The sequence below is a fragment of the Streptomyces sp. NPDC060198 genome, assembly GCF_042728415.1.
GTDB lineage: Bacteria > Actinomycetota > Actinomycetes > Streptomycetales > Streptomycetaceae > Streptomyces.
On sequence record NZ_JBHWZJ010000020.1, the window covers coordinates 1 to 25,984 of the forward strand.

Sequence of the window (25,984 nt, forward strand, 5' to 3'; positions counted from 1 at the left end):
GTCCGGACGCCGAGTGCGGCAGGCTCGCTTCCGGTGCGATGACGGCGGGCCGATAGCCGGCGCCTTCGAGGAGCGGGCCCACGTGCTCACGTAGCGCACAGGCCGGGCCGACCAGGCCGACGACGGTCAGGAACCCGAGCGCGAGCCGATTGCCGAGCTCGGACCGTACGAGGGCGGGTGCGGCGTGATGCGGATGACCGCGGTGTCTTCCGGTCACGGGGTCCCGCCGAGGGCGTTCTCGTGGGCGACGAGAAGACGGTTGGTCTGTGCGTACAGCCGCTCCAGCTCCGCCGAGGTGAGGATGAGCGCGCCGTCGAGGGTCGAGCCGTCGTCGCAGTGGAGGATGACGGGTACCGAGCCCTGGCGGGCACGCGGGTCGTAGACCGCGTCCCGGCCGGGCAGCAGCGTGGCGTGGGTGGCCTTCACCGGTACGGGCCTGAGCGTCGCCCCGTCGGCGGGCGCGGACCACGCGGCTCCGCCGCCGGGCGGGCGCAGGTGGTAGGTCGTCGCGGAGCCCTCACCGGGAAGGGCGACCACGACTCCGAGACGGCCCTCACGGGAGATATCGGTAGCGAGGTCGCCGAGTCGGGGAGCGAACGGAGCTGCCATTCCCAACTCGACGCCCTGCGGCGGTAGGTGGGGAGAACGTCGTCCAGTCATGCCCCGAAGTTAGGAGCGTGCGAGCCCTCGAATATGAGCGGGAGGAATACGACTCCTATCCGTCCAGGTGGAAGCGGTCGGACATGCGTCGCAACTTCTCCCGGGTGGCGGCCCGTTCGGCGTGGACGATGCTGCGGAGCGTGGAGCGGGCGATGGGATGGTTCCGTACGAGCTGCGGCGCGATCCGCTCCGCTGTCTCCAGCTCGGCCAGGGCCTTGTCGCGGTTCCCGTCCCACAGCCATGCTCGCGCGACATCCATGTGGTGGTGTCCCTGACGAGAGTTGGGAAGTGCCCCCACCAGCACTGGGCTGGTGCGGCGGTTTATCTCCAGCGCCTGGCTCTGCTTGCCCATCTCCAGTGCCACGCTGATCGCGTGGATCTGAACGTTCCCCGCGGAGAACGTCAGCGAGTGCCGGTCGTACACCGGTGCGCCGACGTACGCGTCCATGCGCTCGGCGGCATCCTTCGCGTGACCGATCCGTTCCTCGGCCTCCGAGGAACGGCCGGCCCGAGCGGCGGAAACCGCTGCCCGCAGCTGCAGCGTGCCCCAGGCTCGCACGGCCAGAGGATCACCGACTTCGTACGGCTGCTGCACCGAGGTGATCGCCTTGTCCGAGAGCGAGAGGGCGTCGGACCAGTCGGCCGTGGCCCACATGTCCCAGACCCGCATCCAGTCGGCCACGGCGGGCAACACGGGGTCTCCGGAAAGCCTGGCCGACCACGCCGCCCGCTCGCACGCCATGGCCACCAGTTCGGGGTGCCCGAGGGCGTGGGCGGCGGTGTGCGCGAACTTGCAGCACACCGCGTAGACGGCGTACGCCTCCTCCCGCTCGTGGCCATGCGACTCTTCCGCCAGGGCCCGTGCTTCGCGGAACAGGTCCGGCAGGACGCGGAGGATCGCCACGTTGGAGGCGGTGTCCCGGAGCCGGTGCAGCCGCGTCACCTCACGCCACAGTTGCGATGTCGGCCGGGGAGTCCCGTCGAAGACGGGCGCGAGGTCGTAGCGGCGCAGCTCTCGCAGGATCGAGGAGGCGGCGATCTGCCACTGGTTGTCGTCGGGCGAGCTGTTGTACGGGCGCCCGATCAGGTCGTTCGGATGGATGTGCAGCTCGGCGGCGACCTGGTTGAGCAACCCGACCCGGTCGAGCTCGATCAGGCCGCGTTCCATCTTGGACACCCAGCCCTGCGACTTCCCCAGGGCTGCCGCCAGATCGGCTTGCGGCATGCCCAACCGCAGTCGCGCTCTGCGAGCGCGCCGGCCGATCTCCTCGGCTTCCTCCAGCATCAGGACACCTCCAGGCTGCTGGACCGCCTGGCTCGGTACCGGGTCGTCCGCGCAGAGTTCGTCATCAGAAAGGTACCCAGGACGATGCATGCGCGTGAGGCGAGTTGCCGTAGGAATGCCGCAGAGATCGAGAGGAAGGCAGGCGGAGGGCACGCCACCCACCAACTGGTCTAGACAACAAGAAAGGCCCTGGTCGATGACCTGGGCCTTCTTCATGGAGCGGGTGACGAGAATCGAACTCGCGCTCTGAGCTTGGGAATCAGCGGTTTTCGGCCGACGGTATTGGCTCTGACCTGCGTGTTTGTTTGAGACGTGCTGGGCCCGTGTGGTTTCAGGATGCAGAGCTTGACCACTGTTGTCCGCTCCGAAGGGCACGGATGGGGCACGGCGACCGTCTTCGCGGTAGGTGCCATTACTACCGGCATGCGAGTAAGACTCTTGTCGTCTCGTGAGGTATCCAGGGGCCACAGCCCCCGGATGCCGCGTGGAGGTCCACGTATGCCCCAGGGACAGCCTTTAGGGACTACGCCTGCTCAGTTTGAGGCGCAATGTGTTCATAAGACCTGGAGCGGTTCACTCAGGCAACCCGTGGAGAATTCGGTGGCGCGCGAGGTGCTGCCTGTCAAGCCGATGATCCGGAATCTCGCGGAGGCGGCCGAGCACCGTGCTGTCAGCACGGGCCACGACTGTCAGGTCGTCGTTGATGATCAACATTCCTTGATCGAAGAGCACGTGGTGGTTGGGGCACAGGCAGAGCACGTTTCCGATCACGTCAGGACCGTCATGTGGCGACCCCAGTGGGAGAATGTGCGCCGACTCTGCGTAAGCGCCGGTCCGACCCTGTATGCGGATTCCGCACACCTGGCACGTGTAGTCATACATCTGCTTTACCAGGTTTGCGGTTGCAGTGCTGCGTACGATGCGCTGGACCGAGGAGGCAGAACGGGGGCGGTAGACGTCGTGCTGAGCCTCCTGTCTCACTGCCGGAGCAGGCGTTGACAAACCACTTTCGCTTTGCTCTGCCGTTGAGAGCTGAACCAGGCGGAATCGCCAGATCCTGTAGCCGTGCGAGCCTTGCTCCGACCAGTAGTCCTCCACCTTGAATAGGCCGATGTACTGGTAGAGCCGAGAATGAGGGGCTGTGGAGATCCGCCGGATCACTCGGACGGGAGCGCCGGTGGCGGCGCTTGTTGCGAGGGCCGCGTTTCCTCGGGTCAGTTGTTGATCACGCGCTAGGCGGCCAGTCTCGGGGTTCAGCCCGCCCTCACCGGTGTACACGATCACATCGCCGTAATCATCGTTGCCGGTATCGGACACGATGACTGATTCTGCCCCGAGACTTTGGCGTCCAGCGATGCCGGCCATCAGCTGTCGGTGCACACCGGCCTGGGCCAGTGCTTGTCGGCTGTCGAACTTCTGGCCCTGTAGTACTCCGGCCACCACGCCGAACCCGTTGGAGTGCCTGGTGTCGGCGGGGACCGGTTGCCCTCCGGGAAGTACCTTTGCCAGTTGCCTGACCCTGGAACGTTCCTCCTTGCGGGCAGCCCGTGCCCGCAAGAGCGCCTCGCCGACCGGTGACTCGTGTGCGGAGGACACCAGCGAAGCCTTGTCGGCCTCACATAGGACGGACAGTCCATCGAAAAGTTCGCCGAGGCGTTCGGCTGTCGGGAGCGTCCTCCCTCCGAGATACGAATCGAGTGTGCGTGCACTCAAGCTGCAGTGGAGTGCCGCTTGTTCGGTCGAGGGGCTGCCGCACTCCCGCCACAAGTGGCGCAACTGCTCGGTGAAGTCGACTTCTTCAGGTGTGCGACGTGCCGTAGCGATGCCTCTGAGCCGTGCAGCCTCCGCCATGGACTCTTCGGTCTGGCGACGCCGCTCAAGCCACCATTGCCGACCTGTCTCGCCACCATCGATCCAGGCGTCGATCATGGCGCCCAGGGTTTGAACGCTTGGCAAGCGAGTGCCGTTCAGTGCCGCGTAGACAGCAGTCCGAGACGCGCCGCGGAGGACCGCCATCTCGACCGTTCCCTGCGTTCCGTCTTTCACGCCGCGCAGATCACGGGCAAAGGACGACAAGGGGCCGTTGTCGCTCAGTGGGAGCCGTCGCACCATGACCACACCGTGACATGCATCACACACTCCCGATTATTTCATGTGACGTGAGTCACTATGGATGATTGCATAGGGCCTCTGAACTGGTAAAACACCAGATTACATCAGTCCCGCGGAGTTTTCTGCGGGATCTTGCGCTGTGGGGGTCTGAGATCGTTACGAGAAGCGGCTGATTCGTCGCTCTGCAAAGAGCGACGGCTCCCTGCGTCAACAGGAAGCCGTCATTGCTGGTAGTCCCCTTCAATGCATCGGAGAACTACATGCTTGAGGATACGGCGAGCGCTGTGTCTGGAGAAACTGTTCCAGTGGCGGTTAGCGCGCTGCCCCGACGACCTTCCCGCTGGTTCGCCTCGGCCGGTCTTGCTGTAACGGGCGCCGGCCCGGTTGCTGTCGGGCTGCAAGGCGACATGACCTTGGCCATGGTCTCGGCGGTGCCGGGTGTCGTTCTGGGGTTGCTGTTCTTCTTCGGGGTGATTTGTCCGGCGGTCTGGTCGAGGAAAGTTCGGCGTCAGAAGGCGGCCCTGGAGGTGATGAACTCGCTTCTCGGGCGATCCACTGCGGGGGTCCAGCGGCAACGTAGGTAGTGGCCTGTGTCCTGTTCGGGGCTGAGGTCCAAGAGCAGCCGGTCCCAGATGGCCGCGGCGCTCTCGCACCCCGCAGGTAGCGGCCTGCCAGCTTGGGGAGGAGGTCTCTCGCGGGAGCCTGTGGTCCGAGGAACGGAAAACCCCAGGCCACCGATCTGGGGTTTCTCGCAGGAGCACGCGATCGCATGAGGCCATACTTCCCGGTGCTAGCCGGTCCACGGCGTTTCCCGAGCCGTGGACCGGCGATTTGCCCTTGAACTGCGTTGGCGGGTAAGGGCGCTCGGATCCGCCAGTAGACGAGTGAGAGCGGACGTCTCTGTGACCTGTGTGCTGGGGGAAGTGGGGCCTCCCTCGCCGAGGCGTCATGTGCCCAGATGGCAGAGTGGCGACAACAGCTGCCAGTCCTCGTGGATGGGGCCCCAGGTTCGTTGAGCCTGTGGGGCGGTTTTGTGCGGTGACGGCGAAGGGATCCGGCCAGGCGGGAGGACCGGGCTGTATTCCTTCCATGCTGCCGGCGGGACGCCATAGCGCATGTCGCTGCCCCGCACAAAAACCGAGGGAGACCGTCGGAGATCCTCGCGCCGACGCGCCTCACCGTGCACACGCACCACACCGGTTGCTCCTCGCACGCTCTTTTCGCTCGAATCCGTGGCTGATTCCCTGATCGGGAGAGCACTTGGACTCGACCACGAGGTGGGTTATGGAGCGCGCGACTCAGAGGACTGCACAGCGCGGTACGTATGACATCGGCGAGCAGCGGCCCCCCTGCTTCCTCGGCAGCCTGTCCGCGGAGGCCAGGGAAGAACTGCTGAGTATCGGTTTCCCGCGGCAATATCCGCCCGGCGCGAAGATCCTCGTGGAAGGGACACCGGGCGATTGCCTGATGCTCCTGGAGACCGGCTACGTCAAGATCACCAGGAAGCGAGCGAACGGGCATGAAGCCCTGATCGCCATCCGGGCCGGCGGAGACCTGGTCGGAGAGATGGCCGTGATCGACGGCGTGCCCAGATCGGCCACGGTGACGGCGGGTGAGGACATTGACGCACACGTCATCCAACGCCGAGCGGTGCAGAAGTTCCTCAACAAGTATCCCGAAACTGTCCTTCACATCACGCGACTCAGCAACCGCCGTCTGCACAACGCGAATTCCTGGCGCATGGTGTTCGGTGAGTTCCCGGTTCGCGTACGGCTCGCTCGAGTACTCGCCGAACTCGCCGAGAACCACGGGGAGATCATCGGCTCGCACACTCTGATCTGCGTCGATCTCACGCAGGCCGAACTCGCCGCGCTCATCGGATCACGAGAGAGGGCGGTGCAGGGGGCGCTGGCAGGGTTACGTGACGCAGGGGTCGTGAGGATCAGGAACCGCGAGATGGCGGTGCTCAAGCCGGACCGCCTTCGGGCGATGGGGCTCCTGCCGCCGATCGGCCGCTGACAGGAACCGGCATCCCGCATTTTTGCGGCCTCTCCGGAGAGCGCGACGCGTCGGCAGCACAGTTGGCGACCAGCACCACCGACTATCCCAACTCATCAAGTAGGTGATGGTTCACATGACGTCGCAGCCGAATGTCCGGTCAGGGTACAAGCCCTGGCCGGATGACAACCGCCGCCTCTGCCTGGCAGCGGACATCGAGCAGTACAGCCGCTTCGACACCCCGGGCCAGCGGACCGCGCAGGCCCAGCTCGCCCGGGTGCTGAGGGCGGCAGCCGAACACAGCGGGCTGGACCACGGCACGTGGTCCGTTCAGCCGCAGGGCGACATGGAGTTCGCGGTCCTCCCGGCGGGCACTTCCGAGCAGGTGGTGCTGGGTGACTACGTCACCCACCTCGCGGCTGAGCTCGGCGGCTACAACGCCACCCGTCGGCCCGCCAAGCGGATGCGGCTTCGGCTGGCCATCGACACCGGCGTAGCCGCCACCGCCGCCCTGGGCTTCTCCGGCCCCGCCCCGATCGCTGTGGCCCGCTACCTGAACGCACCTGAGGTGAAGCGGGCCTTGGCGGCTGCCAGGTCGGCGAGCCTGGCCGTGGTGATCTCCGACCGGCTCTACCAGGACGTGGTGCGCTTGCGGTTCCACGGACACGACCCGGAGCAGTACCGCCGTATCCACGTCGAGCAGAAGGGGTTCGCCGGGTACGGCTGGGTCTGTTTGCCGGGTGTGGACCCGCAGGACGTGGGGGAGCCCTGGCCGGACACGCCGGAGGGCGGACTGCGGTCCCCGGCGCGAGCGGCGGAGGTGGAACGGCCGAGCTTCGTCCAGCAGGGCGTCCACGGCACTGCCGTCCAGGGCGTGATCCACGGGTCCGTCGTCCACGGGGTGGTGCCTGGCGGGGCAGGCCGATGAACTACGACCCGCCTGCAGGAGGCTGCGCCTCATGCAGGAACGCTGCAGGCGGCAACCACCAGCAGGACACCCAGGGCCTCTCCGTCCAGGGCCGGACCGGCGACGTGTACTACTACGCGGCCGCCTGTGACCACCGCTCCGCCGCGAGCACGCGGCGGTACACGGCCGGCTTCTCGCCGGTCCCCTACGAGACGCTGCGCGAGGAGTTGCACCGGATCGCCCGGGCCTGCTCACGCATCGTGGACAGCATGGGTGACGATTCGGGAGGTTCACCATGGGACTGATCCCCTACAACCGGGTGTTCGATGTGCTGGAGCACCGATTCCGGCTCGCTGAACTGCCCTTTCCGGTTTTGACGGCCGAGGGCCCGACCCGGCTCTCCGCCCTGACGGCCCGGCGGGCGCTGTATGCCAGGCCGTCGGATCTGCGGCTTCGCGAGGAGATCTGGCGCGGGGCCCTCGAGGCGGCGCGGCGCGACACCGGCGCGGCCGGATCCGAACGGCTGCTGGTGCTCTGGCTGGCCCTGCCCGCCCTGCGGCGCACTATCCACCACATCGCGATCCGGTGGCCGATCGACCAGCGGGAGCTCGAAGCTGAGTCACTGCTCGCCCTCCTGACAGTACTCGCGGACGTGGACCCGCGAACCCAGGAGGCGGACCGCGCAATGCTGCGCCCCACCATCAACCTGGTCTGGGCGTTCGCCCGGGCCCGCACCCGGGAGCGGCCGGTGGCGGACGTCGAGGCGCTGGCCGCCGCTCACCTTTCCGTGGAGTCCCCCGCGGAGTCGCCGGCTGGCGACTGGCACGACGGCTGGGAGCTGCGGGTGTCGCCGCCCGCCCGACCCGACGGCCTGTCGGCGACCGTGCGGTTCAGCGTCGCACCGGATCGGCTGGAGAGCTTCCGACTGGGCGAGCTGGCTGGTCACTTGGGTCTCGGAGAGATCGTGCACCGGGCGCGGCGTCCGAGCGAGGGCAGCCGCATCGGCACCCTGTCGCTGCGTCCGGCAGGAGGGCGACTATGACCCCGCGTTCCAGGACCTGGCTGTCGTTCGCCGAGGCGTTCGACCTGCCACTGGTCGTTGACCTGCGCACCGCCGCCCAGGCGCTCGGAATCTGCCCCGCCACCGCGTACAAGCTCATTCACCAGGGCGGTTTCCCCTGCCGGTTCCTACGCATCGGGTGGCAGTACCGAATCCCCACCGCCGACCTGCTCCGGGCGCTCGGGATTGAGGAGCGCCCCGTCTACCCGGTCGACCTGCGCGCCGGTGCCGACTTCCAGGATCAACGCGATTTCGCAACGGAGTTCGAAACGGAGGACTACGCATGAGCATCGTGGCCGTCACCGAGCCGAAGACCGAGGAGCCGCCGATGACGACCTGCTTCGTCATCGCGCCCATCGGCAACGAGCACGCACCGGACGGGAGCCCGGAACTCCTGGCGTACGAGGAGAACCTAGAGATCTTCGAAAAGGTGATCCTGCCCGCCTGCGCCAGGCATGGCATCGTCCCGGTCAGGGCGGACGGGATCGCCGACACGGGTGAGATCACCGAGCAGATCTGCCGCCACGTGCTGCAGGACGACATCGTGATCGCCGACCTTACCGGGGGCAACGCGAACGTCACATACGAGCTCGGTATCCGGCACCTGACGGGCAAACCGATCGTCCACCTCGGCGAGCACGGGGAGCTGCCGTTCGACCTCTCGCTGATCCGGACGATCATGTTTAAGCGTAGCCGTAGCGGTCTAGTCAAGGCACGGCGGGACCTGGAGACCGCCCTGAAGGGTGCCCTGGACAACAGGTTTGAGCCGCTGACCCCGGCCCGGATTCTGTTTGGACTGCCAGCGGCGTCGCCGCCGGAACTTGTGGTACAGGCGGAGCTGGACGATCTGGAGGCCCCCGGACTGATCGACCGGTTCGCCCGGGTGGAGGCGCAGACGGAGGCGATCGGCGAGACCATGGAGGCGATCGGCGAGTTTATGACGGCGATCGCCGAAGCCACCGTGCAGATCGGGCCCGTGATGGAGCGCGCCGCCCAGCCGGGGACGCCGATGAGCGCGTGGCTGCCGGCGATGACCGAGTTGGCCAGGTCGATGGCTGAGCCGGCCTCCGGGCTCCGGGAGGCATGCACCCGCTTCGCCGGGCAGATGGTCGAGATGGACGCGGCGGCCCAGGCGGCGTTCGATGTAATCGAGGCGATGCCGCCCGAGCAGCGCGCCGGTTCGGCGACCGACTTCCTGCAGCAGATGATCAGTACTGCCGAGTCCACCCACGAAGTGGTCGGAGTGCTCGGCGAGGTCGAGGTCGGCATGCGGTGGCTGGTGAAGATGAGCCGAGAGCTGCGAGTGCCGGGCCGGGACCTCACGGCCGCGATCAAGCAGGTCAGCGGCGTGATGACCAAGGTTGCGGACTGGGAGCACCGGGCCCGCGCGTTGATCTGACCACGAGGCGGACGGCCCATCGTTCCGCGGACGGCCCATCGTTCCACTGTCGCCAGCGGCTGAACCGGGCGACAGAATCTCGGCAGGTGGCGAGCAGGCCCCGACAATGACGAAGCCCCAGGTCTCCGACCTGGGGCTTCGTGCAAGAGCAAATGACGGGAATCGAATCCGCGCCATACGCTCCGGAATCAGCGGTTTCTGGGCCAGCGATGAGCTCTAAACCTGCGCTCATATGCGGGGTGACGTGAATCGAGGTGCTTTGGGGAAGCCGTACCTGACCGCTGTCGTCCGCTCCGCTGGGGGCAGTCGGGGCACCCTAGAGAGTGGGAAGCCGTGCTGCACGGTTCTGACGTGAGTCGTAGAGGGACCTTCGCGAGGCGCGGTTAACGCTGGGTGGGGACCGTTACATCTGAGCCTGTCAAGGGCGGCGCTGTTCTATCGTCCCGGGAGGTCAGGTACCGGGTGATCAGCCGGGCTGCGAGGTCGCCTTCTGACAAGCCTTCTGAGAAAGCAGCCTTGGCGAACGCCAAGTGCTGGCTCTCTGTGAGGATTACGGCGGTCAGAGTGCGGGCCGATGGATGCCAGTGGCCACAGCACATGTGCCTCGTGCAGAGATCGATGGACGCTTCGTACACATTGGGGGTTCGCCAGGGTAGATGGGGGTAGCGATCCAGCTCTTCCTGCACACGCTCAGGGTCGCCTGCATCTCCGCCTTGTTCCCGTGGCGTGCGTGGCCATAGTGGTGCCGAAACCAGTCCCGGCGGCCCACTTCGCGTAGTTCCCGCAACGTTCGACCGATGCGTTCCTCGAAGCCGTGAAACATTCTGAGGGGCATGCGACGGGTGTCGAACCCGACTGCTGGTTGCTTTCGGTGAAGCTTCTGGTCGATGAGCCACCCTGAGGCTGTCCGCTTACCCTTCCAGTCGTTGCACGGTTTGCAGGCAGGAAGAAGGTTCCACCACACGTCCGCGCCGTTGTCGCCAATGGGGGCCTCGTGGTCGAGAGTGGTCGCCCGGTTTACGGCGCAGTACGTGCAAGCACCTGCGTGTGCCGTCAGAACCATTAGCCACACCCATGTGGGCTGCTTCGTTCGCTTGCCTCGCTGGACACTGGAGTCCAGAAGTGTCATCAGATATCCCATCGCCGATGTCGTGGGGGACGCTATCCTCTGCCACTGACAATGGGCACCCGAACGGATACTTAAGGTGAGCATGCAGGTCCGGTGACTTGCGGTGACGGCTCTGGGTTCTCTCACTGAGGATGGCTGCCCGTGCCGCCCAGGTCGGCGGGCCCCGCGCGGACGTGCCTCGTGACTGCCAGGGATCGAGATTCTCAGGCGAAGGCCAGTCGGCGGAATGTGTTGCGCACGTCCGTTAGCGGCTGACGGTCGCGGGTGTAGTAGAGCTTGTTGGTCAGCATCCCTGCCCACCGGTCTTGCGTGGGAGCGATCCACATGCCAGTGCCGGTGAAGCCGTAGTGGATCCAGATGTCCTGCCCGTCCGTGGTGCCTGGGGCAGGGTGCCAGAACAGGCCGCGTTCCGGTTGAGAGCTCTCGGTCTGCACTGTGAGGGAATTGGCGCTCCAGTCGGCGCCGAAGCCCACCTCGCCCGGGGCTGTGGTGTGGTCGAGCATGTATCGGAGGAAGACGGCGAGGTCGTCGAGGACGGTAAAGGCACCTGCGATGCCGCATGCTCCCCCGAGGAGCCGGGCGGAGAAGTCGTGGGCTAGACCTTTGAGATGCGTGCCCGTTTCCTGCTCAAGTTCGGTGGGGGCGCTGCGGGCGACGAGTTCGGCAGGCAGCGGGCCGAAGCGGGTGGTGTTCATGCCCAGGGGGCGCCAGGTCCGCTCGGTGGCGAGCTGGTCCAGGGACATGCCCGAGAGGTGTTCGGCGAGGAAGCCGAGGATCAGGGCGGCGCGGTCGGTGTACTCGACGGCTTCGCCTGGTGGCCGGTGCAGCGGCTCGTGCAGCACGCCTCTGCGGATGTCGGCGTGGTTCGTGCCGTACTGGTTTTTCAGCTGGGCCCGGAGGGGGACGCCGGCGGTGTGGGTGAGCAACTGCCGTGCGGTGACCTGCCCGAGGTCGTACTCCGCGACGTCGGGCCAGTACGAGCCCAGCCGGGCGTCCAGGTCGAGTCGGCCGTCCCCCCACAGTGCTCCGATCGAGGACCAGACGGCGAGGATCTTGGTGAGGCTGGCGGCGTCGAAGACGGTGTCCAGGCGCATCCGTTGTTCCGGTTCGTCCGGGTCGAGGACGCCCGTGGCGCCGCTGGCTCGGATGCCGGTGGAGTCCCCCACGGCCCAGACCGCACCGGGGTAGACCTTGTTGCGGACGCCTTCGTCCAGCAAGGCTTGAATGCGGTCGATCATGGTCTCCCTTTTCAGTGGCCGTGGGGTCTCCGTTGCCCAGGGTAGGGACGCCGCCGCAGCAGCCGATGGTTCGACGCGGTGTCCTAGCTGAGCACTTGGTGGCCGAGCGCGTGGAGAGCGGCTTGGGTGGCGGAGAGCGGGTACCGGCGTGCGTTGGCGAGACCTGCTGCCCGCAGTGCGGGGAGGACGTTGCTGGAGGTGCGCATGCGCTGGATGTCTCGGGCTACGGCTCCGGGGCGGCCGAAGTCGGTGGGTGCCGCGGAGGCGCCGAGTGCCTCGTTCAGTCCGGGCACGGGCTGGTAGAGGACGGGGAGTCCGCACGCCTGGGCTTCGAGGGCGACCAGGCCCATGGCCTCCAGGGTGGTGGACGGCATGACGAGGAGGTCGTGGTCCGCGAAGGTTTTCCACAGCTGCGGTCGGCGGAGCCAGCCGAGGTAGCGGGCTCGAATGCCGGCTCGCCGGAACAAGGGTGCCAGCGCCTGGTACTCGCTCTGCGGCGCGGCGATGCTCAGCTCGATCCCCTGCGCGGGGGCGAGGCTTTTGATGAGGGCTTCGCCGCCCTTTTCGGGCGTGAGCCGACCGGCGTACAGCAGGCGCAGGTGGCTCGTCGGGGTGCACGTCGTTCGTGCGGGCGGGCTGGTGATGAGGTGGTCGGGGATTCCCCAGGGGATGTGGACGATCTTCCGGCGGTCGATCTTCGGGGCCAGCCCGAGGAGGCGGTCGGCCATCGCGTGGGTGGGGACCACGATCGCGTCGGATGCCCGCGCCGTCTCGCGCAGGACACGGAGCTGGTCGCGGTGGCCTTCGGCGAAGAGCAGGTCGGTGCCGTGGACCAGGGCGATCCTCGCGTGGGCCGGCAGGGCCCGCATCAGGGCTGGGGTCGCTCCGAAGGCGAGGTGCTGCAGGTGCAGGACGTCGATCCTGGACGGGTCGATCGCCTGCCGGAGGGCCGTACGGAGTTCGGCCACGTATCTGCCGAAGGCGGGGCCGTCCAGGCACTTTCCTCGTACGGACAGCAGCTCCAGGCCGGGCCGGCGGTGCGGAGTGGCGCCTTCGGGGGTGAGCATGAACGCTTGGGCCGGGATGCCGGGGCGGTTGCCGGTATAGAGGTCCAGGAAGAGTTCGACGCTTCCGCCGGGGCTACCGGCAGGCAGGTCGAGGGCTGTGGCGACCATGGGGTTCACGACTGGCCTCCCTGCATCTCTTCGTAGAGACGGGAGGTCTCGATCCCCGCGCTGGAGCGGTACTTGAGGCCGAGCTGCTGGTAGCTCGCCGCGGCGCCGAACGTCTGGTGGAAGGTGACTTTCCCGAAGACCATGAGCGGGTAGATCCGTACGGGACGGGCCGCGCGGATCTCCAGGGTCCACCGGATGGCGTGGCCCTGGTGCCCGAGCGGGGCGGAGACGTGGACCCATATCCCGAGGGCGCCGATGCTCCGGCTGCCGTTGAGGAACTGCGCGTACGTCTCCGATCCGGTCCTCTCGTGGGTGACGCCGAGGTACAGGACGCCGGGGACCAGGACGTAGCCCACCGGCGGGATGGTGATCTCGCGGCTGAGGGTGCGGGAGGCCGCGTCGAGGTCGCCGTCGCAGATGCGCAGGGTGTCGCCGAGTCGCCAGTCGTAGGCGTTCGGAGAGAGGTGCGCGGGATCGTAGGGCTCGATGGTGAGGGTGCCGTCGGCCCGTGCCGCGGCGATGGCCGGGCCGGTGAGGATCACGACTCCGCCGATCTGGCCGGCGGGAGGTCGCGCCAGTACGCGGAGGGCTGTGGGCCCGTCGCGGCCTGGTACTTGCCGGTGTAGAGGTCGACGGGACCGGCCGCGACGAAGAACATGATCTGCCCGATCTTCATGCCCGGGTACACGCGCAAGGGACGGACGGCGGACAGCATCAGCGTCCACTGCCCGTGGAATCCGATGTCGCCTATCGGCGCGGTGATCTCGACGAACAGTCCCAGTCGGCCCACCGAGGAGCGGCCGAACAGCAGTGGTACGAAGGAGTCGGAGCCGACTTCTTCGAGGGTGTGGCCGAGGTAGAGCTCGCCGGGCTGGAGGACGTAGCCGCCCTCGTCGATTAGCACTTCCGCCGTGGGATTGGGGCGGTGGCTGTCGATGACCGGGGTCGTGTAGGTCAGGAGGGTCGGGCCGAGCCGGACGTTGTAGCTGTTGGGGTTGACCTGGTTCTGGTCGAACGGGGCGATGCGTAAGCGCCCGTCGACCGTGGCCGTGGTGATCTCGGGACCGGTCAGGATCACGGTCTTCCTCCTTCGGTCAGGACGTGCTGGACGGCTTGTCCGAGGGGGACGGCGGCCTGCCTGGGGTGTCCGCCGAAGTACGCGTCGGCGAGGTAGCCGGTGGTCAGGAGGGACCTGGTACCGGGCGGCAGCGGTGCCGGTGCGGTGGCTAGGGGACCGGCCTGCGTGGACAGGCGCTCCAGCAGGGCATCGACCTCGTGCTGATCGTCGGGCAGCGTCACCAGGACGAGTTGGTTGTCGAACGGATCGGTGGCGAGCAGGTCGCCCCTGGTGAGCGTGGTGCCGAGGGGGACGGGGCGGAGCGCGGTCTCGTTGATGACGACCGCTTCCGCTCTCAGGCCCGTACGCAGTCGTTCGACGATCTCCGCGACCAGCTCGGCCCGGTCGGGGACGCGGTGCCGGTAGGCACGAGCGACCGTACCGAGGGGTGCCGCCAAGCGCCGGCGCAGGTTTTCGATCTCGTCGAGAATCGGCTCCAAGTCGGGTGGGGAGGCTGCGGCTGCGGGCGGCAGGCGAACCGACCGGCCGCTCCAGCCGCCCTCTTCCACGCTCGCGAGCGCGAAGCCGACCGCCAGCTCATGGCCCTTGAGGACCAGGGTGTCGCCCACGCGGACGGGACCGTACTGGTCGCTGTGGCAGTGTCCCGCGAAGATCACGTCCAGGAACGGGCAGGCTTCGGCGACTTTCAGGTCTTCGGTGAATCCGGAGTGGCTGAGCAGGACCCAGGAGTCCACCTCGTGGTGGTGGGCGAGCATCAACTCCCTGAGCGCCCGAACCGGGTTGGTGACGCGGTGACCGGCCCGGTCGGCGAACGGGACGGCGTTGAACGCCTGGACGCCCATCACGCCGGTCACCGCGACCCGCCGGCCGCCGATCGTGGTCAGGTGGATGCGCCGGAACAGGGCGCTCCCGCTGGCGTCGTCCACCACGTTCGCGCAGACGGTGAGCCGGTGGAGGCTCGGTTCGAAGTAGTGCGACCAGCCGTGGTTCCCGGGGGCGATCGCGTCGTACAGGGTGGTGAGGATCTCGCGCTCGACCCGTCCGCCGCCCAGCCGGTAGTACCCGCTGCCCTCGAAGAAGTCGCCGCTGTCGACGACGAGCGCTTCGGACCGGGCCGCGTGCACGTGGGCCAGCAGAGGCGCGACGCCGTCGAAGGCGGAGTGGACATCGGTCGTGGCCACGATGCGCTGCAAGGTCCGGGTCACGGCGTGACCTCGCAGATGTCGGCGCCGAGGACACGGAGCTTGGCGGGGAGGTCGGCGTGCCCCCGGCGGAGCTGCTGGAGCCCTCCGAGGGTGGTGACGCCGCGCGCGGTGAGGCCGGCGATGAGGAGGGCCGAGCCGGTCCGGATGTCGGTGGACTCCACCCCCGCGCCGGTCAGGCGCTGCGGTCCGGTAAGGCGGCACTGGGTGGCGGAGATTTGGTCGATGTCCGCGCCCAGCGCTGCGAGTTGGGGGACCAGGTTGCCGTGGCGGCCGGGGTTGATCGTGTCCGCGAAGAGGTGCGTGCCGGGCAGTCCCAGGGCCAGCGCCATGAGCGCGGGCTCGAAGTCCGCGTCCAGGCCGCCGGGGGAGAGGGAAGCGACGGCGCGCAGGGAGTGGCCGGTCGGCTGCATGTTCCGGGCGTGAACCGTGAGGGCGTTCTCCTGCACGGCCACCGGCACGCCGAGCCAGCGCAGAGCGGCCACGACGGGCGCGACGTCCTCGCCGCGTACGCCTTCGATGCGGCCGTGGCCGCCCGTGGCCGCGAGTGCGCAGGCGAGTGTGCCTGCCTCGATCTTGTCGCCGGGAACGGCCCAGGTGATGGAGCCCTCCGCGGAGGCCGCAGTCGGCGGCGTGAGAGCGATCAGGCGCTCGGTGGCCTGAGCGCCCCACCCTGCAGATCGCACGGCGCGCAGCACGCTGGTGACCTCCGGAGACAGGTTCGGGAGACCTAGCCGTAACGGTCGGCCCGCGACCACGGCTCGCAGGATCGCGGCGACCGTCGCGCCGCGCGAGCGGAAGGGCAGCATCACCGAGACGGAGTCGGTACGGGCGCTCCCGGCCACCACGCTGTAGCCGCGGGCGTCCACCGCGTACCTGTCGCCGAACGCCTCGTACATCCGGAAGTGCTGCTCCATCCCACGGTCCCCGATCCGGCACCCGCCCGGCCACGGCAGAACGGCCCTTCCGTGGGTGGCGAGCAGTGCGGGCACCAGGTAGTACGAGGCGCGGATGCGGCCTGCGGTCTCGAACAGCTCCGGGGCGATGGTTCCGATGCCGCCGCCCATGAACAGGACCGTGCTCGGGTCGCCGACCGTGCGAGCCAGCCGGTGCCCGGCCTGCTGCACCAGCGTGAGCATGGCCTGCACGTCGGCGCTGGTGGGGACGTTGCTGAGCTGTACCGGCAGGCGCAGGGCCGCAGCCGCCGCGAGGAGCGGCAGAGCGGCGTTCTTGGAGCCGTCGACGGTCACGGCCCCGGCGAGCGGCGGGCCGGGACGGATCGCGATCACCTCGGCCGTGGTGGCGGGGATCTGGGTGAGGGGCATGGTCATCTCCTTGGAAGCAGGGCGTGTACGGCCGTGTCGGGACATGCGGGCGGTGTGGGCACCGTGATCTCGGCCCAGCACCGCTTCCCGGAAGCGGTGGCCTCGACGTCGTGGCGGGCGGCCAGTGCCGCGACGATGGGCAGGCCGCGTCCGTTCTCGTCATCCGCACCGGGCAGGCCGGCCTTCGGAAGTACGGGACTGGAGTCGCAGACCTCGATGCGCACCCGGCCGTCGTTCAGCTCCGCGGCCACCGAGATGGGGCCGTATCCGGCATGACGCACGGCGTTGGTCAGCAGCTCGCTGGTCACCAGCGCCACGTCTTCCAGCACCTCGTCGGCGCCATCCAGCCGCCAGTCACGAACCCCTGCGACGACCCGGTGTCTGGAGTCGGTGACGGCGTACGGCGTGCCGGCTACGGAAAAGCTGAAGCGAAGCGGTTCCACAGGAGTGCCTCCCGGTCGAGTGCGGCCTGACCAGAGAACCGTCCGGGGCGGTGAGCGGGATTGCCCGGCTGCCCGCTCCGCATGGCTTATGCAGAAGCTGCATGACCGCCAAGTGCGCGGTGACTTACGCTCGGTTGAGAAGGCAGGATCGGGCGCGGCGAAAGGGGCCGTGGCACAGATGACCGATGCGCACGACGAGGCGAGACGGCTCGGCGAGGTGCTCCGCCGAGCGCGCGTGCTCGCCAAGCGGTCCCAGACGGACGTTGCTGCCGCGCTCGGCTATCACCAGTCGAAGGTGAGCCGACTTGAACAGGGGAAGGGCACCGAGGACTCCCAGGTATTGCGTTCCATCGCACGGGAGTTGGGTATCCCCTTATCCTCCGTCGGCCTGGCCGACGTTCCCGATGCCAGCGACTCCCACGCCGAGACAGATGACATGCATCGCCGTACGTTCCTTGCCACCAGCTTGGCCACGCTCGCGTCGCCGCCTTCCCCGTCCCACGGCTACGGTGCCCTTGTGCACGCGCTCCTCCCCGGACCGTTCCCTCCGGCAGGGGACGAGGAGCAAGACCTTTCCCACCTCGGGAAGCGCGTCTCGGACGTGCGTCGGCTTCTCTACGCCTGCGACTACACAGACCTGGAGCGGACCCTCCCCGCGTTGATCGCGGATCTTCGTCACGCTGCGACTGGTTCGGACGAGGCGACGGCTCTGCTGGCCACTGCCTACCAGACCTCCGCCAGCCTGCTGCTCAAACTCGGCGACCAGGGCAACGCGTGGCTGGCGGTGGGCCGCGCTATGGCCGAGGCGGAACGCAGCGGTGACCCGGTCGTCCTGGCTTCCAGCGTTCGCGTCCACGCACACCTACTCGCCCGCGAGAAGCACACGTCCCAGGCCATCACGCTGGTCCGGCACACTGCCGACCAACTCACCGGCGCCTACGACCAGCGCTCCCCGCGCTACCTGGCCGCGCTCGGCCTGCTTCTGCTGCGTGGTGTCACCGCCGCGAGCAGCGCGGGCGACCGCTCGGCCACCCGTGACTTCCTCACGGAGGCCAAGGAGGTCTCTCGTTTCGTCACCCTTGACCACTCCGACGCCTGGGCCAACTTCAGCCCGACGAACGTCAGCCTCCACGGGGTGAGCGCCGCGGTGGCCTTCGGTGACGCCGGGCTCGCTCTGGAGGCCGCGCGCCCGCTCATGCGACGGCACATTCCCGCCCCCGAGCGACGGGCTGCTCTCTGGGTCGAGACGGCCCGCGCGTACAGCCAGCAGGGCCGGCTCGACCAGGGCTACCAGGCGCTTCGCATCGCCGAGAGCTGCGCGGCCCAGGACGTCCGCCGGCCGGCCATCCGGGAGCTGGTCGCGGACATGGCCGCCCGCGACCGTCGCCGTACGCTGCCCGAACTGCACTTGTTCAGCCGTCGACTGGGAGTACCCGCGTGAGTGAGCAGCCCGACCAGCAGGCCAAGAAGCCCTTTCTCTACATTGTCGTGTGCGGGTCGGGCATCGCTGATGGTGTCGGCCGGCTGATCGGTGCGGCCCAGGAAGCCGGTTGGGGCGTAGGCGTCGTCGCCACCCCGCAGGGCCTGAGCTTCATCGACGCGGAAGCGGTCGAGGCGCAGACCGGGTACCCGATTCGCTCGGCATGGCGCTCCCCCAGCGCTCCCCAGCCACTCCCGGCCCCGGACGCGATCGCCGTCGTCCCGGCGACGTTCAACACGATCAACAAGTGGGCGGCCGGCATCTCCGACACCCTGGCGCTCGGCATCCTCTGCGAGTCGTACGGCCTCGGTACCCCGACTGCTGCCCTGCCGTACGTGAACTCGGCCCAGGCCGCCCACCCCGCGTACGCCGAGAGCCTGCGGAAGCTGCGCGCGATGGGCATCCTCATCGGCTCCTACGAGCCCCACCGGCCCAAGGCCGGTGGCGGCGCGGACCGCTTCAACTGGGAGGAAGCACTCGACCTGCTCACCCCTGCAGTGGCTGCCAAGCAGTGATCGCTGCTGTCGGCACAGCAAATAAGCCATAGGTTGACGGCGTGGGCTCCAGGTCCAAGGAGGCCCGCGCGCCGACGGTCTGGAGCGGTGACTTCGCAAGCAGGAAGCTCACCTGCCCGGCACCAACTCCAGGAGCCGACCCACACGATGCCAACCGCCGACAAGGATTGCAGCCAACACGGCGCAGCCCAGGATGAGTGCCGGACGCAGGTCGTCGTTCACTCCTAGCTTGGGCAGAGCAGCGGAGGCCGCCACGGCAGAGGCCATGGCGGCAATGAGGGCCACAGCCACGTGGATTGACTCCCGGACTGTTGTGCGTGCAGCGGAAACGGGTTCGATGTTCACCAGTGACTCCGCTGGCAGCATGGACCCAATGCGGCCCTCCGCACACCGTTCGCCGATCTCCGCCAGCATGGCACCCAGACGGGGCAGCGCCATCTCTGGCTGGACGTCCATCCGTAGAGACTCAGCACGGAGCGCGCCCGCGACCTGCGATGCATGCGTACGTGCTGCCGGCCTCCTGGCGGAACGGCGGGGCATGGTGCCGGTGTGTCGATAGGCGCGCAGGATGGCGCCTTCGGTCGCGCGGAGGCCAAGGTCGAGCTCTCGAAGCTGTGCCGCGCGTTGTCCGGGCTGCTGTCTGTATGCCTTGGCACAGAGGTTTAGCGTTTCCACGGCCTGGATGGTCGCCCGGTGCCGCAAGACCGCGCCTCGTGCTGGGCGTCGCTTGATTAGCCACCAGAGCGGGGGGAACAGTGCTGCCAACATAGTGATCATGACGATCAGGGCGTCCCACCCCTGCGATGGCTGATTTGCAGCTTCGGGGCGCAGAACCCATAGGAAGTGCGTCGCAGCCCGTGAGATTGACTCGATGCCGAGTGCCGAGGCTAGGTCGTGGACGACTTCCGCGGAGAACTTGATCAGCCTCACGCCGAGCCAAAGGGCGAGGAGCGTGAGGGCTATGGAACCGTACGAGGCTGTTTCGAGCGTTGGCCGAGTGTCCCGCAGCGCCCGTCGGGTGTGTGGAAGCCTCCGCTCCGCCACTTCCAGTGCTTGGAGTGACGAGGCGAGGCTGCGGAGACGGGTGCCGATAACGCGCTGGTTGACGCGGAGGCGCCAGGATTCAAGCCGTAACCGGGTCTGTGCAACACGCGGGAATAACTGCTGGGCGGTCGTGCGGGCCAGGCTCAAGGCATCCCCTACATCGGTGTGGATAAGTAGATGGTGCCGGGAACAGACCAGTGGTTGTGCCGTCTCACCTAAATGAACTCGGGTGGGATGGGTGTTTGGATGGACCGGAGTGTCGTCGGCCCCGGAGTTCTCCGCGTAGTGCGCTGCGCACGCTTAACCCGCTGGGTTTCCGGGCTGGCGGTGCAGGGCTGGGTCCCTCAACCCTGGAGGTCGCTGTGTTCACTCAGTGAACCAGCGACCGTTCTCCGAGTGAACACGACCGCCGTTCACTGAATGAACGGGATGCGCCTTGTTCCGTCTCGGAACAAGCTGGCTGATCAACGCCGTCGCTTGTGTGGCGGCTGTTGCTGCGAGGCGGCCGGTGTGGCTGCGGCCGGACGGCTCGTGACGGTGGGGACCCGGGTGGTGCTGCGGGCCATGGCTGCCTGGGCGCGGAGCCCAGGTGTGTGGCGTTGGCCGAGGCGGTGAACGCGCCAGGTCAGGGTGCGGGCGGGGTTGCGGGAGTCGTCGAGGGCACGTTGGCCGAGGGCCCGGTCGAGCACGATGGTCGGGTTGTGGCCAGCTGCTTCCGCGTCGGCGAGCACCGTAGCGAGGGCGTCCCAGGCGGGGTCCTGGAGGATGAGTTCGGCGTGATCGGGGGCGACCTGCCGGAGGTGGCGGGCGTAACGCTGTTGAGTCTGGTCGCTGGGGGCGCGGCGAGCAAGATCATCCAGAACCGGGACGGCGACGCGGGCGTACGCGGTCTGGAGCTGGACGAGGGCCTGCTGGGCAGCTGCCTCCTGCTGGCTGTGCTGGTGCGTGCGGTGCCAGTGCCTCGCGAACGCCACCGCGATCAGGGCGGCGTCCAGCAGCATCACCAGCCCTGCCCCATCTCGTGCGGCGGCTGGAGTGCGCAGGATCGTCTGGATGCTGTTGCGCAGGACGCGGGCGCTGTCCAGGTCGGCAGCGATACGGGAGCGGGTGGCCCGCTCGAAGAGGGCGGCGGCCCGTTCGAGTTCGGTCCTCACCGTGGCCGGTGCGATGAGTGGCAGCAGGTCGAGGGCTCCGCCGAGGGCGACGAGCTGGCCTTGCGCGGTGTCGTCGCCGCTGTGGGTGAGGTGGTGAGGGATGCGTTCGGTGGCGGCGGCGGCCTGGTGCCAGTGGTCGGCCGGCCGGGCGGTGACCAGTTCGGGGCCGGTGTTGGTGATGCGGTGGCGGATCTTGGGCAGGGAGAGATCGCCTGCGAGGGTGGAGCCGGAGAACCAGACCGGCTCGCCGTGCTTGTTGAGGTCGCCGGGCAGGGAAACGCTGTAGCCGAGGATGTCGCCGGAGGGCCCGGTCTTGGGGCGCACGTTCACCCCGGTCACGTCCAACAGGGCGAAGAACTCCGCCTCGCTGGAGGCGGCGGACACCGCTTGCCGCACGCGCATGCGCAGGATCTCGCGGGTCGTGGTGTCCTGGCCCTGGCGCTTGGCCTTGAAGTGTTCCCTGCTGGTGGGGCGTTTGGCGGCGGTGCCGTCGCCGGCGTTGAGGCGGCGCAGGCCGAGGTCGGCTTCGATCTTGCGGGCTTCGCGTTGGACGGCGCGGATGTCGTGGTCGCGGCGGGGGCGGCGGCCGTCTTGGCGTACGAGGGTCGAGGCGATGTGAATGTGGTCGTCGGCGTGGCGGACAGCCACCCAGCGGCAGGCTTCCTCGTCACCTTCGGGAGCGATGCCGGCAGCTGCCACGATCCGTCGGGCGATGTCCGCCCACTGGTCGTCGCTCAGGATCGGATCCTCGGGCGCTGCCCGGACCGGGCAGTGCCACACCGTGGTGGTCGGCGCCCCGTCGCCGAGCATGTGCACGGGCTGATCGAGCTGCGCGGCGAGCTGGTCCTCGACGGTCTTCGGGGTGCGGTGGGGGCTACGGCCGGGGTCGGGGGCAAAGCCGTTCCAGGACGCCACAAGGTGAGGGTCCGTGTGCTCGTTGGCGCGGCCCGGTCCGTAGAGGTAGCCGATGAGGCGCCGTGTGGCGCGGTCGCCCTTACCCAAGATGATCTTTGGGATCATGGGCTCACCGTCCGTTGGTCACCTGGGCGACCGCCATGTCCACGTCGGCGATGGACGCCTCGATGTGGCGCAACAGCCGCCACACCATTTCCGCGTCGGGCCATGAGGCGTCCTGGTTGAGGTGGCGGGTGAGCTGGTTGAGGTTGTTGCCGATCTTGGCAAGCTGCCCGTTGGCTGCCATCAGCGCCTTGACCATGGCGCGGTAGTCGGCGACCGCGGTGGTCGGGTCGTCGGAGCGGGCAGCGGCGAGTGAGCTCTCGGCGACATAGCCGCCGACTGCCATACGGCTGAGGCGGGCGGCTGACACGAGGAGAGCGAACTCGTCATCGCTGTAGCGGGGGTGGGTCCGCTTCTCGCGCTGCGTGGGTTCGCGAAGGCGGCGGCGGGGTGTCGGAGACTGTGCGGCCACCTCCCGAGTCGGCTCCCCCGGGCCGGCAGCCTCCGGCGCCTTCGCGGCGACGGATGCCTCCGCCTCCCCTGGGGCGGAGGCCGGGTAAGGACTCCTTACCCGACAACTTGCTGCGCCTGTGGCCGGGGTGGACTGCATCTGCTGCTGAGATGTCGAAGGTTCGTGGTCGAGGTCGTGGATGTGCATGCGTGGCTCCTGCTGGGGTTGGTGAGGGGGCCCGCCTGTCCCGAGGCGGGCAGGGGAGAGGCGGGCCGGGCTGGTGGATGCGGGCAGTGACGGGGCTCAGCCGGTCTTGGGTGTGGCCTCGTCGCGTTCGGTCTGGAGGAGGTCCTTGACCTGGTCGAGGCGGCTCCGGGAGATGCTGAAGTTCTGGTCCCGGATCTCCCTTTCAACGTTGCGGCGCGAGACGCGGTCGGCTCGTCCGAGGGGAGCGGCGCGGCCGATTGCGAGGGCCTGTTCCAGGGAGATGCTCGATCCGTTGTTTTGTGGCTTCCCGGGGCGCGGTGTGGCGGCCTCTGTTGCCTTCTCCGCGACCGGTTTCGGCGTGTCCTCGGCAGTCGGTGCCTGTGCCGGGTTGCTGGGAGCTTGGTGCTCGGCGGAGTTGTGGCGGTTGCCGGGGTTGTGGCGGTCGGGGGTGGCGGGACGACGGGCCACGAGGAGATAGAAGTGAACGGCTCCGGCCAAGGCGAGTGGAGCGATGGCGGACATCACCCCGACGGTGACGTCGTCGAGGGCGAGCGTGGCGGTGCGGTCCTGCTGGTTGAGGCGGACGGCGTGCAGGACGTTGGCCCAGATGCTCGTGGCGGTGGCGACACCGACCAGCGCGGAGACGTACAGGCGGGCGGACAGAGGTGCTGTCCGCAGGACGAGCAGGGCGCCGATTCCGATGGCGATGAACCCGTCGATCACGAGGGGAAAGGCGTAGGTGAGCGCGCGGTGAATGTGGCTCGCGGCGGCCATCTGGCGCAGGGCGTCGTAGGAGAGCGCGAAGGCTGCCACGGCGAGCAGTGCCACGCCCGTGCGGATCGCGGCGGCCAGCGGCGGCGGGGCCGCGGACGAGGCTGCCGAAGCGGTGGGGGAGGACAAGGTGGTGCTCCAGGTACAAGGTGTGGCTGAGGTGGCTCTCTGGGGGTGGGAGACCCGTCGCAACTCGTCCCGTGCCTGTTCAGGTCTGGTACGGGTCGGGCGATGATGTCGAGTCGACTCGTCGTCGGCCCGCGACTCGTCACCGCGCTGACCTGCCCGGGGACGAGTCGCGACGGGTCGTGCCGGGTCAGGCGCCGGCCGTGGCTTCCGGCGCGGGCTCGGGGCAGTACCGCGCCCAGGAGTCGGCGAACTGCTGGCGGGCGAAGCCCTTTGCCTGGACGTTGCCGTGGAAGCGGCGGGTGGCCGAACTGATGCCGTACTCCTTGAGAAGGAGCTGCAAACCCCGTGGGGTCAGGCCGTTGGCCGTGTACTCCGGCCAGGGTGTCTCGTCGTCGCTGTTGAGGACATCGAGGAGACGGCCGGTACGGAGTGCCGGAGGGTTGCCTTCGGTGGCGAAGGCGCGGCGGACGTCGGCCAGGAGGCGGATGCTCAGGCTGCTGCGGTCCTGGTCCTGCTCGGCTTCCTGCTTCGCCATGATCTGGCATGCGGTACGGACGAGCTGAGGCCACCGGCCGCCCGCGAGGTCGGCGACGGAGACCAGCGGCTGCCAGGTGTCGGCGGCGCGGTCCTCGACCGGCATGGCCGGTGTCAGCTCCATCGCGTCCGCGTGGAGCGGGGCCAGCCAGGCGGCGAGGCGGTCGCGTACCTCGTGGAGGGGCGGGGTGTCGCGGAAGGTACGGAACTCCGCCACCTTCTCGCCCGGCCTGCGGCGGCGCATCCGGATGACGATCGACCGGTCCATGATCGTGTCGGGCAGGTCGCCGATGCCCGCGAGGGCCGCCATGGCGAAGGTCGGGAACTTCGCGACCTCGTGATTGGGCCCGGAGACCCGGAGGGTCGGGCGGTTGCGCTGGTGCCCCGCGTTGAGCAGGCCGCGCATCTCCTCGTTCTTCTCCGCGACCTTCGCGGACCCGAAGAGCGTGTCGGCCTCGTCGACCAGCAGGGTGGGCGGGGTGTCGGTGATCGACCGGAACACTGCGGCTGCCGAGGCGTTCACCGTGATCAGCGGATTGTGGACGCTCTCGGTGATCACGTCGAGCAGCCTCGACTTGCCGCATCGCTTGGCCGGACCCACGACAGCCAGGCGCGGAGCGTGCTGCCACGCGGTCTGGAGATGCGTCGCCGCGACCCACAGCGACACAGCCGTGAAGGCTTCCTCGCTCGGCAGAACGACGTAGCGGCGAATCTGCTCCCGCAGGTCCACCAGCACCGCCTCGCCCTCGGAAGCCGGGGCGGGATCGGGCTCGGCTGCGGGCGGCGCGGGCGTGGTGGGGCGGCCGGGCACGGCTACTGGAGGCCACGCGACTGCGTTGGTCGGAAGGGATGGCGTGCCCGAGGCGGGATCGTCCATACTGGACATGAAGCTCCTCTGCTTGCGGGCCAATGGGACGGCAATCCCGGCCTCGCAGGTCAGTCGTTCAGGGATGGGCGGCGTGAGGTTTGCGCTTTGAGCCCCTCGGTGTTGGTTCACCGGGGGGCTTTTTGTGCGTTGGGGCTGGTTGAAGGCATGCCTCAGCGGATCGGTGCGGTTCGCTGAGGTGTTCCACGGTACCACGGACTCTGCCGATCGCATAGCACTATGCGATCGGCAGAGTGGATGCTAATCTTGTTCCATGCCGCACAACCGGCGGCGCACGCAGTGAACGGGAGGAGGGACGATGGCGGATGACGAGGAACCCTCCGAGGGGGTTCTCCTCAGCAGCGAGAACAACGCCGCCGTGCGGGTCAAGCTCGAACGCGGGAAGCGCGGCTGGAGCACGACCACACTGTCGGAACGCTTGAACGAGGCCGGCTTCGACATGAACCCGTCCGCGGTCTGGCGCATCGAGAACCGCAAGCGTCGCATCAACCTCGACGAGGCCATCGGGTTCGCCGAAGTGTTCGGCGTCCCGCTCACCAACTTCGTCGGGCCGCCCAGTCTGGCGACCATGGGCCGGGCCATGGAGCTGATCGATAACGTCGTCGCGGCCTACAGAGCCTCCCACCGTGCCAACCACGAGGCCCGGAAGGCCCGGGACCAACTCGACGCCTACCTGGCCACGCACCCGGACATCCGCAACGAAGCCGACGTGATGGTCTCCAACGCCATCGCCGTCGAGATGGCGAAAGCCAACGAGGAGTACGGGCCCACCTTCGACGCCTAGATGGCCCGCTCCACCCGTCGCAGTGGGAACGCAAACCCCCACTGCGGCTGTACCGCCCATC

26 protein-coding genes are annotated in these 25,984 nt (G+C 68.2%); 9 read left to right on the top strand and 17 right to left on the bottom strand.

The genetic code is table 11. The annotated features are described in order from the left end of the window. The 4 genes from ACFWEP_RS05040 to ACFWEP_RS05055 all read right to left on the bottom strand — a co-directional run. Positions 1–217: hypothetical protein (locus ACFWEP_RS05040; RefSeq protein ID WP_387365722.1), on the bottom strand; the 217-nt coding region annotated here is incomplete at its 3' end. After that, positions 214–660, bottom strand: a complete 447-nt coding sequence (locus tag ACFWEP_RS05045; RefSeq protein ID WP_387365725.1) for a hypothetical protein — start codon at positions 658–660, stop codon at positions 214–216. The genes ACFWEP_RS05045 and ACFWEP_RS05040, both read right to left, overlap by 4 nt. Before the next feature lie 55 nt (positions 661–715). Next, a complete protein-coding gene (locus ACFWEP_RS05050; protein WP_387365728.1) occupies positions 716–1,945 on the bottom strand; it encodes a helix-turn-helix domain-containing protein in 1,230 nt (409 codons plus the stop codon). A 573-nt stretch (positions 1,946–2,518) separates the two neighbouring features. After that, complete coding sequence (locus ACFWEP_RS05055) at positions 2,519–4,057, bottom strand: YDG/SRA domain-containing protein (RefSeq protein WP_387365731.1); 1,539 nt, start codon at positions 4,055–4,057, stop codon at positions 2,519–2,521. A gap of 1,284 nt (positions 4,058–5,341) precedes the next feature. On the opposite strand from ACFWEP_RS05055, the gene ACFWEP_RS05060 reads away from it, so the two are divergent. The 6 genes from ACFWEP_RS05060 to ACFWEP_RS05085 all read left to right on the top strand — a co-directional run bounded on the left by ACFWEP_RS05060 (position 5,342) and on the right by ACFWEP_RS05085 (position 9,421). Further along, positions 5,342–6,076 (top strand): Crp/Fnr family transcriptional regulator, encoded by a 735-nt coding sequence (locus ACFWEP_RS05060; RefSeq protein ID WP_387365734.1) that lies wholly within the window; start codon positions 5,342–5,344, stop codon positions 6,074–6,076. A 115-nt stretch (positions 6,077–6,191) separates the two neighbouring features. Continuing rightward, positions 6,192–6,983 carry a hypothetical protein gene (locus tag ACFWEP_RS05065; RefSeq protein WP_387365737.1) on the top strand — a complete coding sequence of 264 codons (792 nt, stop codon included), beginning with the start codon at positions 6,192–6,194 and terminating at the stop codon, positions 6,981–6,983. Beyond that, on the top strand, positions 6,980–7,267 hold the full coding sequence (locus tag ACFWEP_RS05070; RefSeq protein WP_387365740.1) for a hypothetical protein: 288 nt from the start codon (positions 6,980–6,982) through the stop codon (positions 7,265–7,267). The genes ACFWEP_RS05065 and ACFWEP_RS05070 overlap by 4 nt, the downstream gene beginning before the upstream one ends. After that, complete coding sequence (locus tag ACFWEP_RS05075) at positions 7,258–8,004, top strand: hypothetical protein (protein WP_387365743.1); 747 nt, start codon at positions 7,258–7,260, stop codon at positions 8,002–8,004. The genes ACFWEP_RS05070 and ACFWEP_RS05075 overlap by 10 nt, the downstream gene beginning before the upstream one ends. Further along, a complete protein-coding gene (locus ACFWEP_RS05080; RefSeq protein WP_387365746.1) occupies positions 8,001–8,309 on the top strand; it encodes a helix-turn-helix domain-containing protein in 309 nt (102 codons plus the stop codon). The genes ACFWEP_RS05075 and ACFWEP_RS05080 overlap by 4 nt, the downstream gene beginning before the upstream one ends. Then, entirely contained in the window at positions 8,306–9,421 is a 1,116-nt protein-coding gene (locus ACFWEP_RS05085) for a hypothetical protein (protein WP_387365749.1), read from the top strand. Before ACFWEP_RS05080 ends, ACFWEP_RS05085 begins: the two co-directional genes overlap by 4 nt. 559 nt (positions 9,422–9,980) lie before the next feature. Here ACFWEP_RS05085 and ACFWEP_RS05090 read toward each other — a convergent pair. The 8 genes from ACFWEP_RS05090 to ACFWEP_RS05125 form a co-directional block, all read right to left on the bottom strand. After that, positions 9,981–10,634 (bottom strand): HNH endonuclease signature motif containing protein, encoded by a 654-nt coding sequence (locus tag ACFWEP_RS05090; RefSeq protein WP_387365752.1) that lies wholly within the window; start codon positions 10,632–10,634, stop codon positions 9,981–9,983. 119 nt (positions 10,635–10,753) lie between these two features. Then, on the bottom strand, positions 10,754–11,788 hold the full coding sequence (locus ACFWEP_RS05095) for a serine hydrolase domain-containing protein (RefSeq protein WP_387365755.1): 1,035 nt from the start codon (positions 11,786–11,788) through the stop codon (positions 10,754–10,756). Positions 11,789–11,871: 83 nt separating this feature from the next. Beyond that, positions 11,872–12,963, bottom strand: a complete 1,092-nt coding sequence (locus tag ACFWEP_RS05100) for a glycosyltransferase family 4 protein (RefSeq protein ID WP_387365818.1) — start codon at positions 12,961–12,963, stop codon at positions 11,872–11,874. 5 nt (positions 12,964–12,968) lie between these two features. Continuing rightward, entirely contained in the window at positions 12,969–13,505 is a 537-nt protein-coding gene (locus tag ACFWEP_RS05105) for a deoxycytidine triphosphate deaminase (RefSeq protein WP_387365758.1), read from the bottom strand. Continuing rightward, entirely contained in the window at positions 13,502–14,041 is a 540-nt protein-coding gene (dcd, locus tag ACFWEP_RS05110) for a dCTP deaminase (protein ID WP_266706976.1), read from the bottom strand. The genes ACFWEP_RS05105 and dcd overlap by 4 nt, the downstream gene beginning before the upstream one ends. Then, the gene (locus ACFWEP_RS05115) at positions 14,038–15,246 is read right to left on the bottom strand and encodes a metallophosphoesterase (protein ID WP_387365761.1); all 1,209 of its coding nucleotides are present in this window, start codon (positions 15,244–15,246) and stop codon (positions 14,038–14,040) included. The genes dcd and ACFWEP_RS05115 overlap by 4 nt, the downstream gene beginning before the upstream one ends. Continuing rightward, positions 15,243–16,568 carry a UDP-N-acetylglucosamine 1-carboxyvinyltransferase gene (locus tag ACFWEP_RS05120; protein ID WP_387365764.1) on the bottom strand — a complete coding sequence of 442 codons (1,326 nt, stop codon included), beginning with the start codon at positions 16,566–16,568 and terminating at the stop codon, positions 15,243–15,245. Before ACFWEP_RS05120 ends, ACFWEP_RS05115 begins: the two co-directional genes overlap by 4 nt. A gap of 2 nt (positions 16,569–16,570) precedes the next feature. Further along, positions 16,571–17,011, bottom strand: coding sequence for an ATP-binding protein (locus tag ACFWEP_RS05125; RefSeq protein ID WP_387365767.1), 441 nt, complete (start codon positions 17,009–17,011; stop codon positions 16,571–16,573). A gap of 178 nt (positions 17,012–17,189) precedes the next feature. On the opposite strand from ACFWEP_RS05125, the gene ACFWEP_RS05130 reads away from it, so the two are divergent. Together ACFWEP_RS05130 and ACFWEP_RS05135 are read left to right on the top strand one after the other, a co-directional pair. Continuing rightward, entirely contained in the window at positions 17,190–18,452 is a 1,263-nt protein-coding gene (locus ACFWEP_RS05130; protein WP_387365770.1) for a helix-turn-helix domain-containing protein, read from the top strand. Then, complete coding sequence (locus ACFWEP_RS05135; protein ID WP_387365773.1) at positions 18,449–19,006, top strand: flavoprotein; 558 nt, start codon at positions 18,449–18,451, stop codon at positions 19,004–19,006. Before ACFWEP_RS05130 ends, ACFWEP_RS05135 begins: the two co-directional genes overlap by 4 nt. A 108-nt stretch (positions 19,007–19,114) precedes the next feature. Here the strand turns inward: ACFWEP_RS05135 and ACFWEP_RS05140 are convergent, their stop codons facing one another. From ACFWEP_RS05140 to ACFWEP_RS05160, 5 genes are all read right to left on the bottom strand, one after another. Next, positions 19,115–20,197 carry a hypothetical protein gene (locus tag ACFWEP_RS05140; RefSeq protein WP_387365776.1) on the bottom strand — a complete coding sequence of 361 codons (1,083 nt, stop codon included), beginning with the start codon at positions 20,195–20,197 and terminating at the stop codon, positions 19,115–19,117. 317 nt (positions 20,198–20,514) lie between these two features. Further along, positions 20,515–22,224 (bottom strand): mobilization protein, encoded by a 1,710-nt coding sequence (locus ACFWEP_RS05145; RefSeq protein ID WP_387365779.1) that lies wholly within the window; start codon positions 22,222–22,224, stop codon positions 20,515–20,517. A 4-nt stretch (positions 22,225–22,228) separates the two neighbouring features. Continuing rightward, positions 22,229–22,819, bottom strand: a complete 591-nt coding sequence (locus tag ACFWEP_RS05150) for a MobC family plasmid mobilization relaxosome protein (protein ID WP_387365782.1) — start codon at positions 22,817–22,819, stop codon at positions 22,229–22,231. 96 nt (positions 22,820–22,915) lie between these two features. Next, entirely contained in the window at positions 22,916–23,719 is an 804-nt protein-coding gene (locus tag ACFWEP_RS05155; protein WP_387365785.1) for a DUF2637 domain-containing protein, read from the bottom strand. Between the two features lie 187 nt (positions 23,720–23,906). Then, on the bottom strand, positions 23,907–25,130 hold the full coding sequence (locus ACFWEP_RS05160) for a DUF3631 domain-containing protein (RefSeq protein WP_387365821.1): 1,224 nt from the start codon (positions 25,128–25,130) through the stop codon (positions 23,907–23,909). Between the two features lie 307 nt (positions 25,131–25,437). Between ACFWEP_RS05160 and ACFWEP_RS05165 the strand changes: the two genes are divergently transcribed. Beyond that, the gene (locus ACFWEP_RS05165; RefSeq protein ID WP_387365788.1) at positions 25,438–25,923 is read left to right on the top strand and encodes a helix-turn-helix domain-containing protein; all 486 of its coding nucleotides are present in this window, start codon (positions 25,438–25,440) and stop codon (positions 25,921–25,923) included. Positions 25,924–25,984: the final 61 nt, after the last annotated feature.

What these genes read in the sequence shown, in the direction of transcription:
- ACFWEP_RS05120 (WP_387365764.1), bottom strand. Translation starts at nt 16,568, where the DNA reads ATGCCCCTCACCCAGATCCCCGCCACCACGGCCGAGGTGATCGCGATC.
- ACFWEP_RS05165 (WP_387365788.1), top strand. Translation starts at nt 25,438, where the DNA reads ATGGCGGATGACGAGGAACCCTCCGAGGGGGTTCTCCTCAGCAGCGAG.
- ACFWEP_RS05090 (WP_387365752.1), bottom strand. Translation starts at nt 10,634, where the DNA reads ATGCTCACCTTAAGTATCCGTTCGGGTGCCCATTGTCAGTGGCAGAGG.
- ACFWEP_RS05145 (WP_387365779.1), bottom strand. Translation starts at nt 22,224, where the DNA reads ATGATCCCAAAGATCATCTTGGGTAAGGGCGACCGCGCCACACGGCGC.
- ACFWEP_RS05050 (WP_387365728.1), bottom strand. Translation starts at nt 1,945, where the DNA reads ATGCTGGAGGAAGCCGAGGAGATCGGCCGGCGCGCTCGCAGAGCGCGA.
- ACFWEP_RS05055 (WP_387365731.1), bottom strand. Translation starts at nt 4,057, where the DNA reads ATGGTGCGACGGCTCCCACTGAGCGACAACGGCCCCTTGTCGTCCTTT.
- ACFWEP_RS05130 (WP_387365770.1), top strand. Translation starts at nt 17,190, where the DNA reads ATGACCGATGCGCACGACGAGGCGAGACGGCTCGGCGAGGTGCTCCGC.
- ACFWEP_RS05150 (WP_387365782.1), bottom strand. Translation starts at nt 22,819, where the DNA reads ATGCACATCCACGACCTCGACCACGAACCTTCGACATCTCAGCAGCAG.
- ACFWEP_RS05065 (WP_387365737.1), top strand. Translation starts at nt 6,192, where the DNA reads ATGACGTCGCAGCCGAATGTCCGGTCAGGGTACAAGCCCTGGCCGGAT.
- ACFWEP_RS05160 (WP_387365821.1), bottom strand. Translation starts at nt 25,130, where the DNA reads ATGGACGATCCCGCCTCGGGCACGCCATCCCTTCCGACCAACGCAGTC.
- ACFWEP_RS05085 (WP_387365749.1), top strand. Translation starts at nt 8,306, where the DNA reads ATGAGCATCGTGGCCGTCACCGAGCCGAAGACCGAGGAGCCGCCGATG.
- ACFWEP_RS05045 (WP_387365725.1), bottom strand. Translation starts at nt 660, where the DNA reads ATGACTGGACGACGTTCTCCCCACCTACCGCCGCAGGGCGTCGAGTTG.
- ACFWEP_RS05100 (WP_387365818.1), bottom strand. Translation starts at nt 12,963, where the DNA reads ATGGTCGCCACAGCCCTCGACCTGCCTGCCGGTAGCCCCGGCGGAAGC.
- ACFWEP_RS05075 (WP_387365743.1), top strand. Translation starts at nt 7,258, where the DNA reads ATGGGACTGATCCCCTACAACCGGGTGTTCGATGTGCTGGAGCACCGA.
- ACFWEP_RS05095 (WP_387365755.1), bottom strand. Translation starts at nt 11,788, where the DNA reads ATGATCGACCGCATTCAAGCCTTGCTGGACGAAGGCGTCCGCAACAAG.
- ACFWEP_RS05080 (WP_387365746.1), top strand. Translation starts at nt 8,001, where the DNA reads ATGACCCCGCGTTCCAGGACCTGGCTGTCGTTCGCCGAGGCGTTCGAC.
- ACFWEP_RS05060 (WP_387365734.1), top strand. Translation starts at nt 5,342, where the DNA reads ATGGAGCGCGCGACTCAGAGGACTGCACAGCGCGGTACGTATGACATC.
- ACFWEP_RS05070 (WP_387365740.1), top strand. Translation starts at nt 6,980, where the DNA reads ATGAACTACGACCCGCCTGCAGGAGGCTGCGCCTCATGCAGGAACGCT.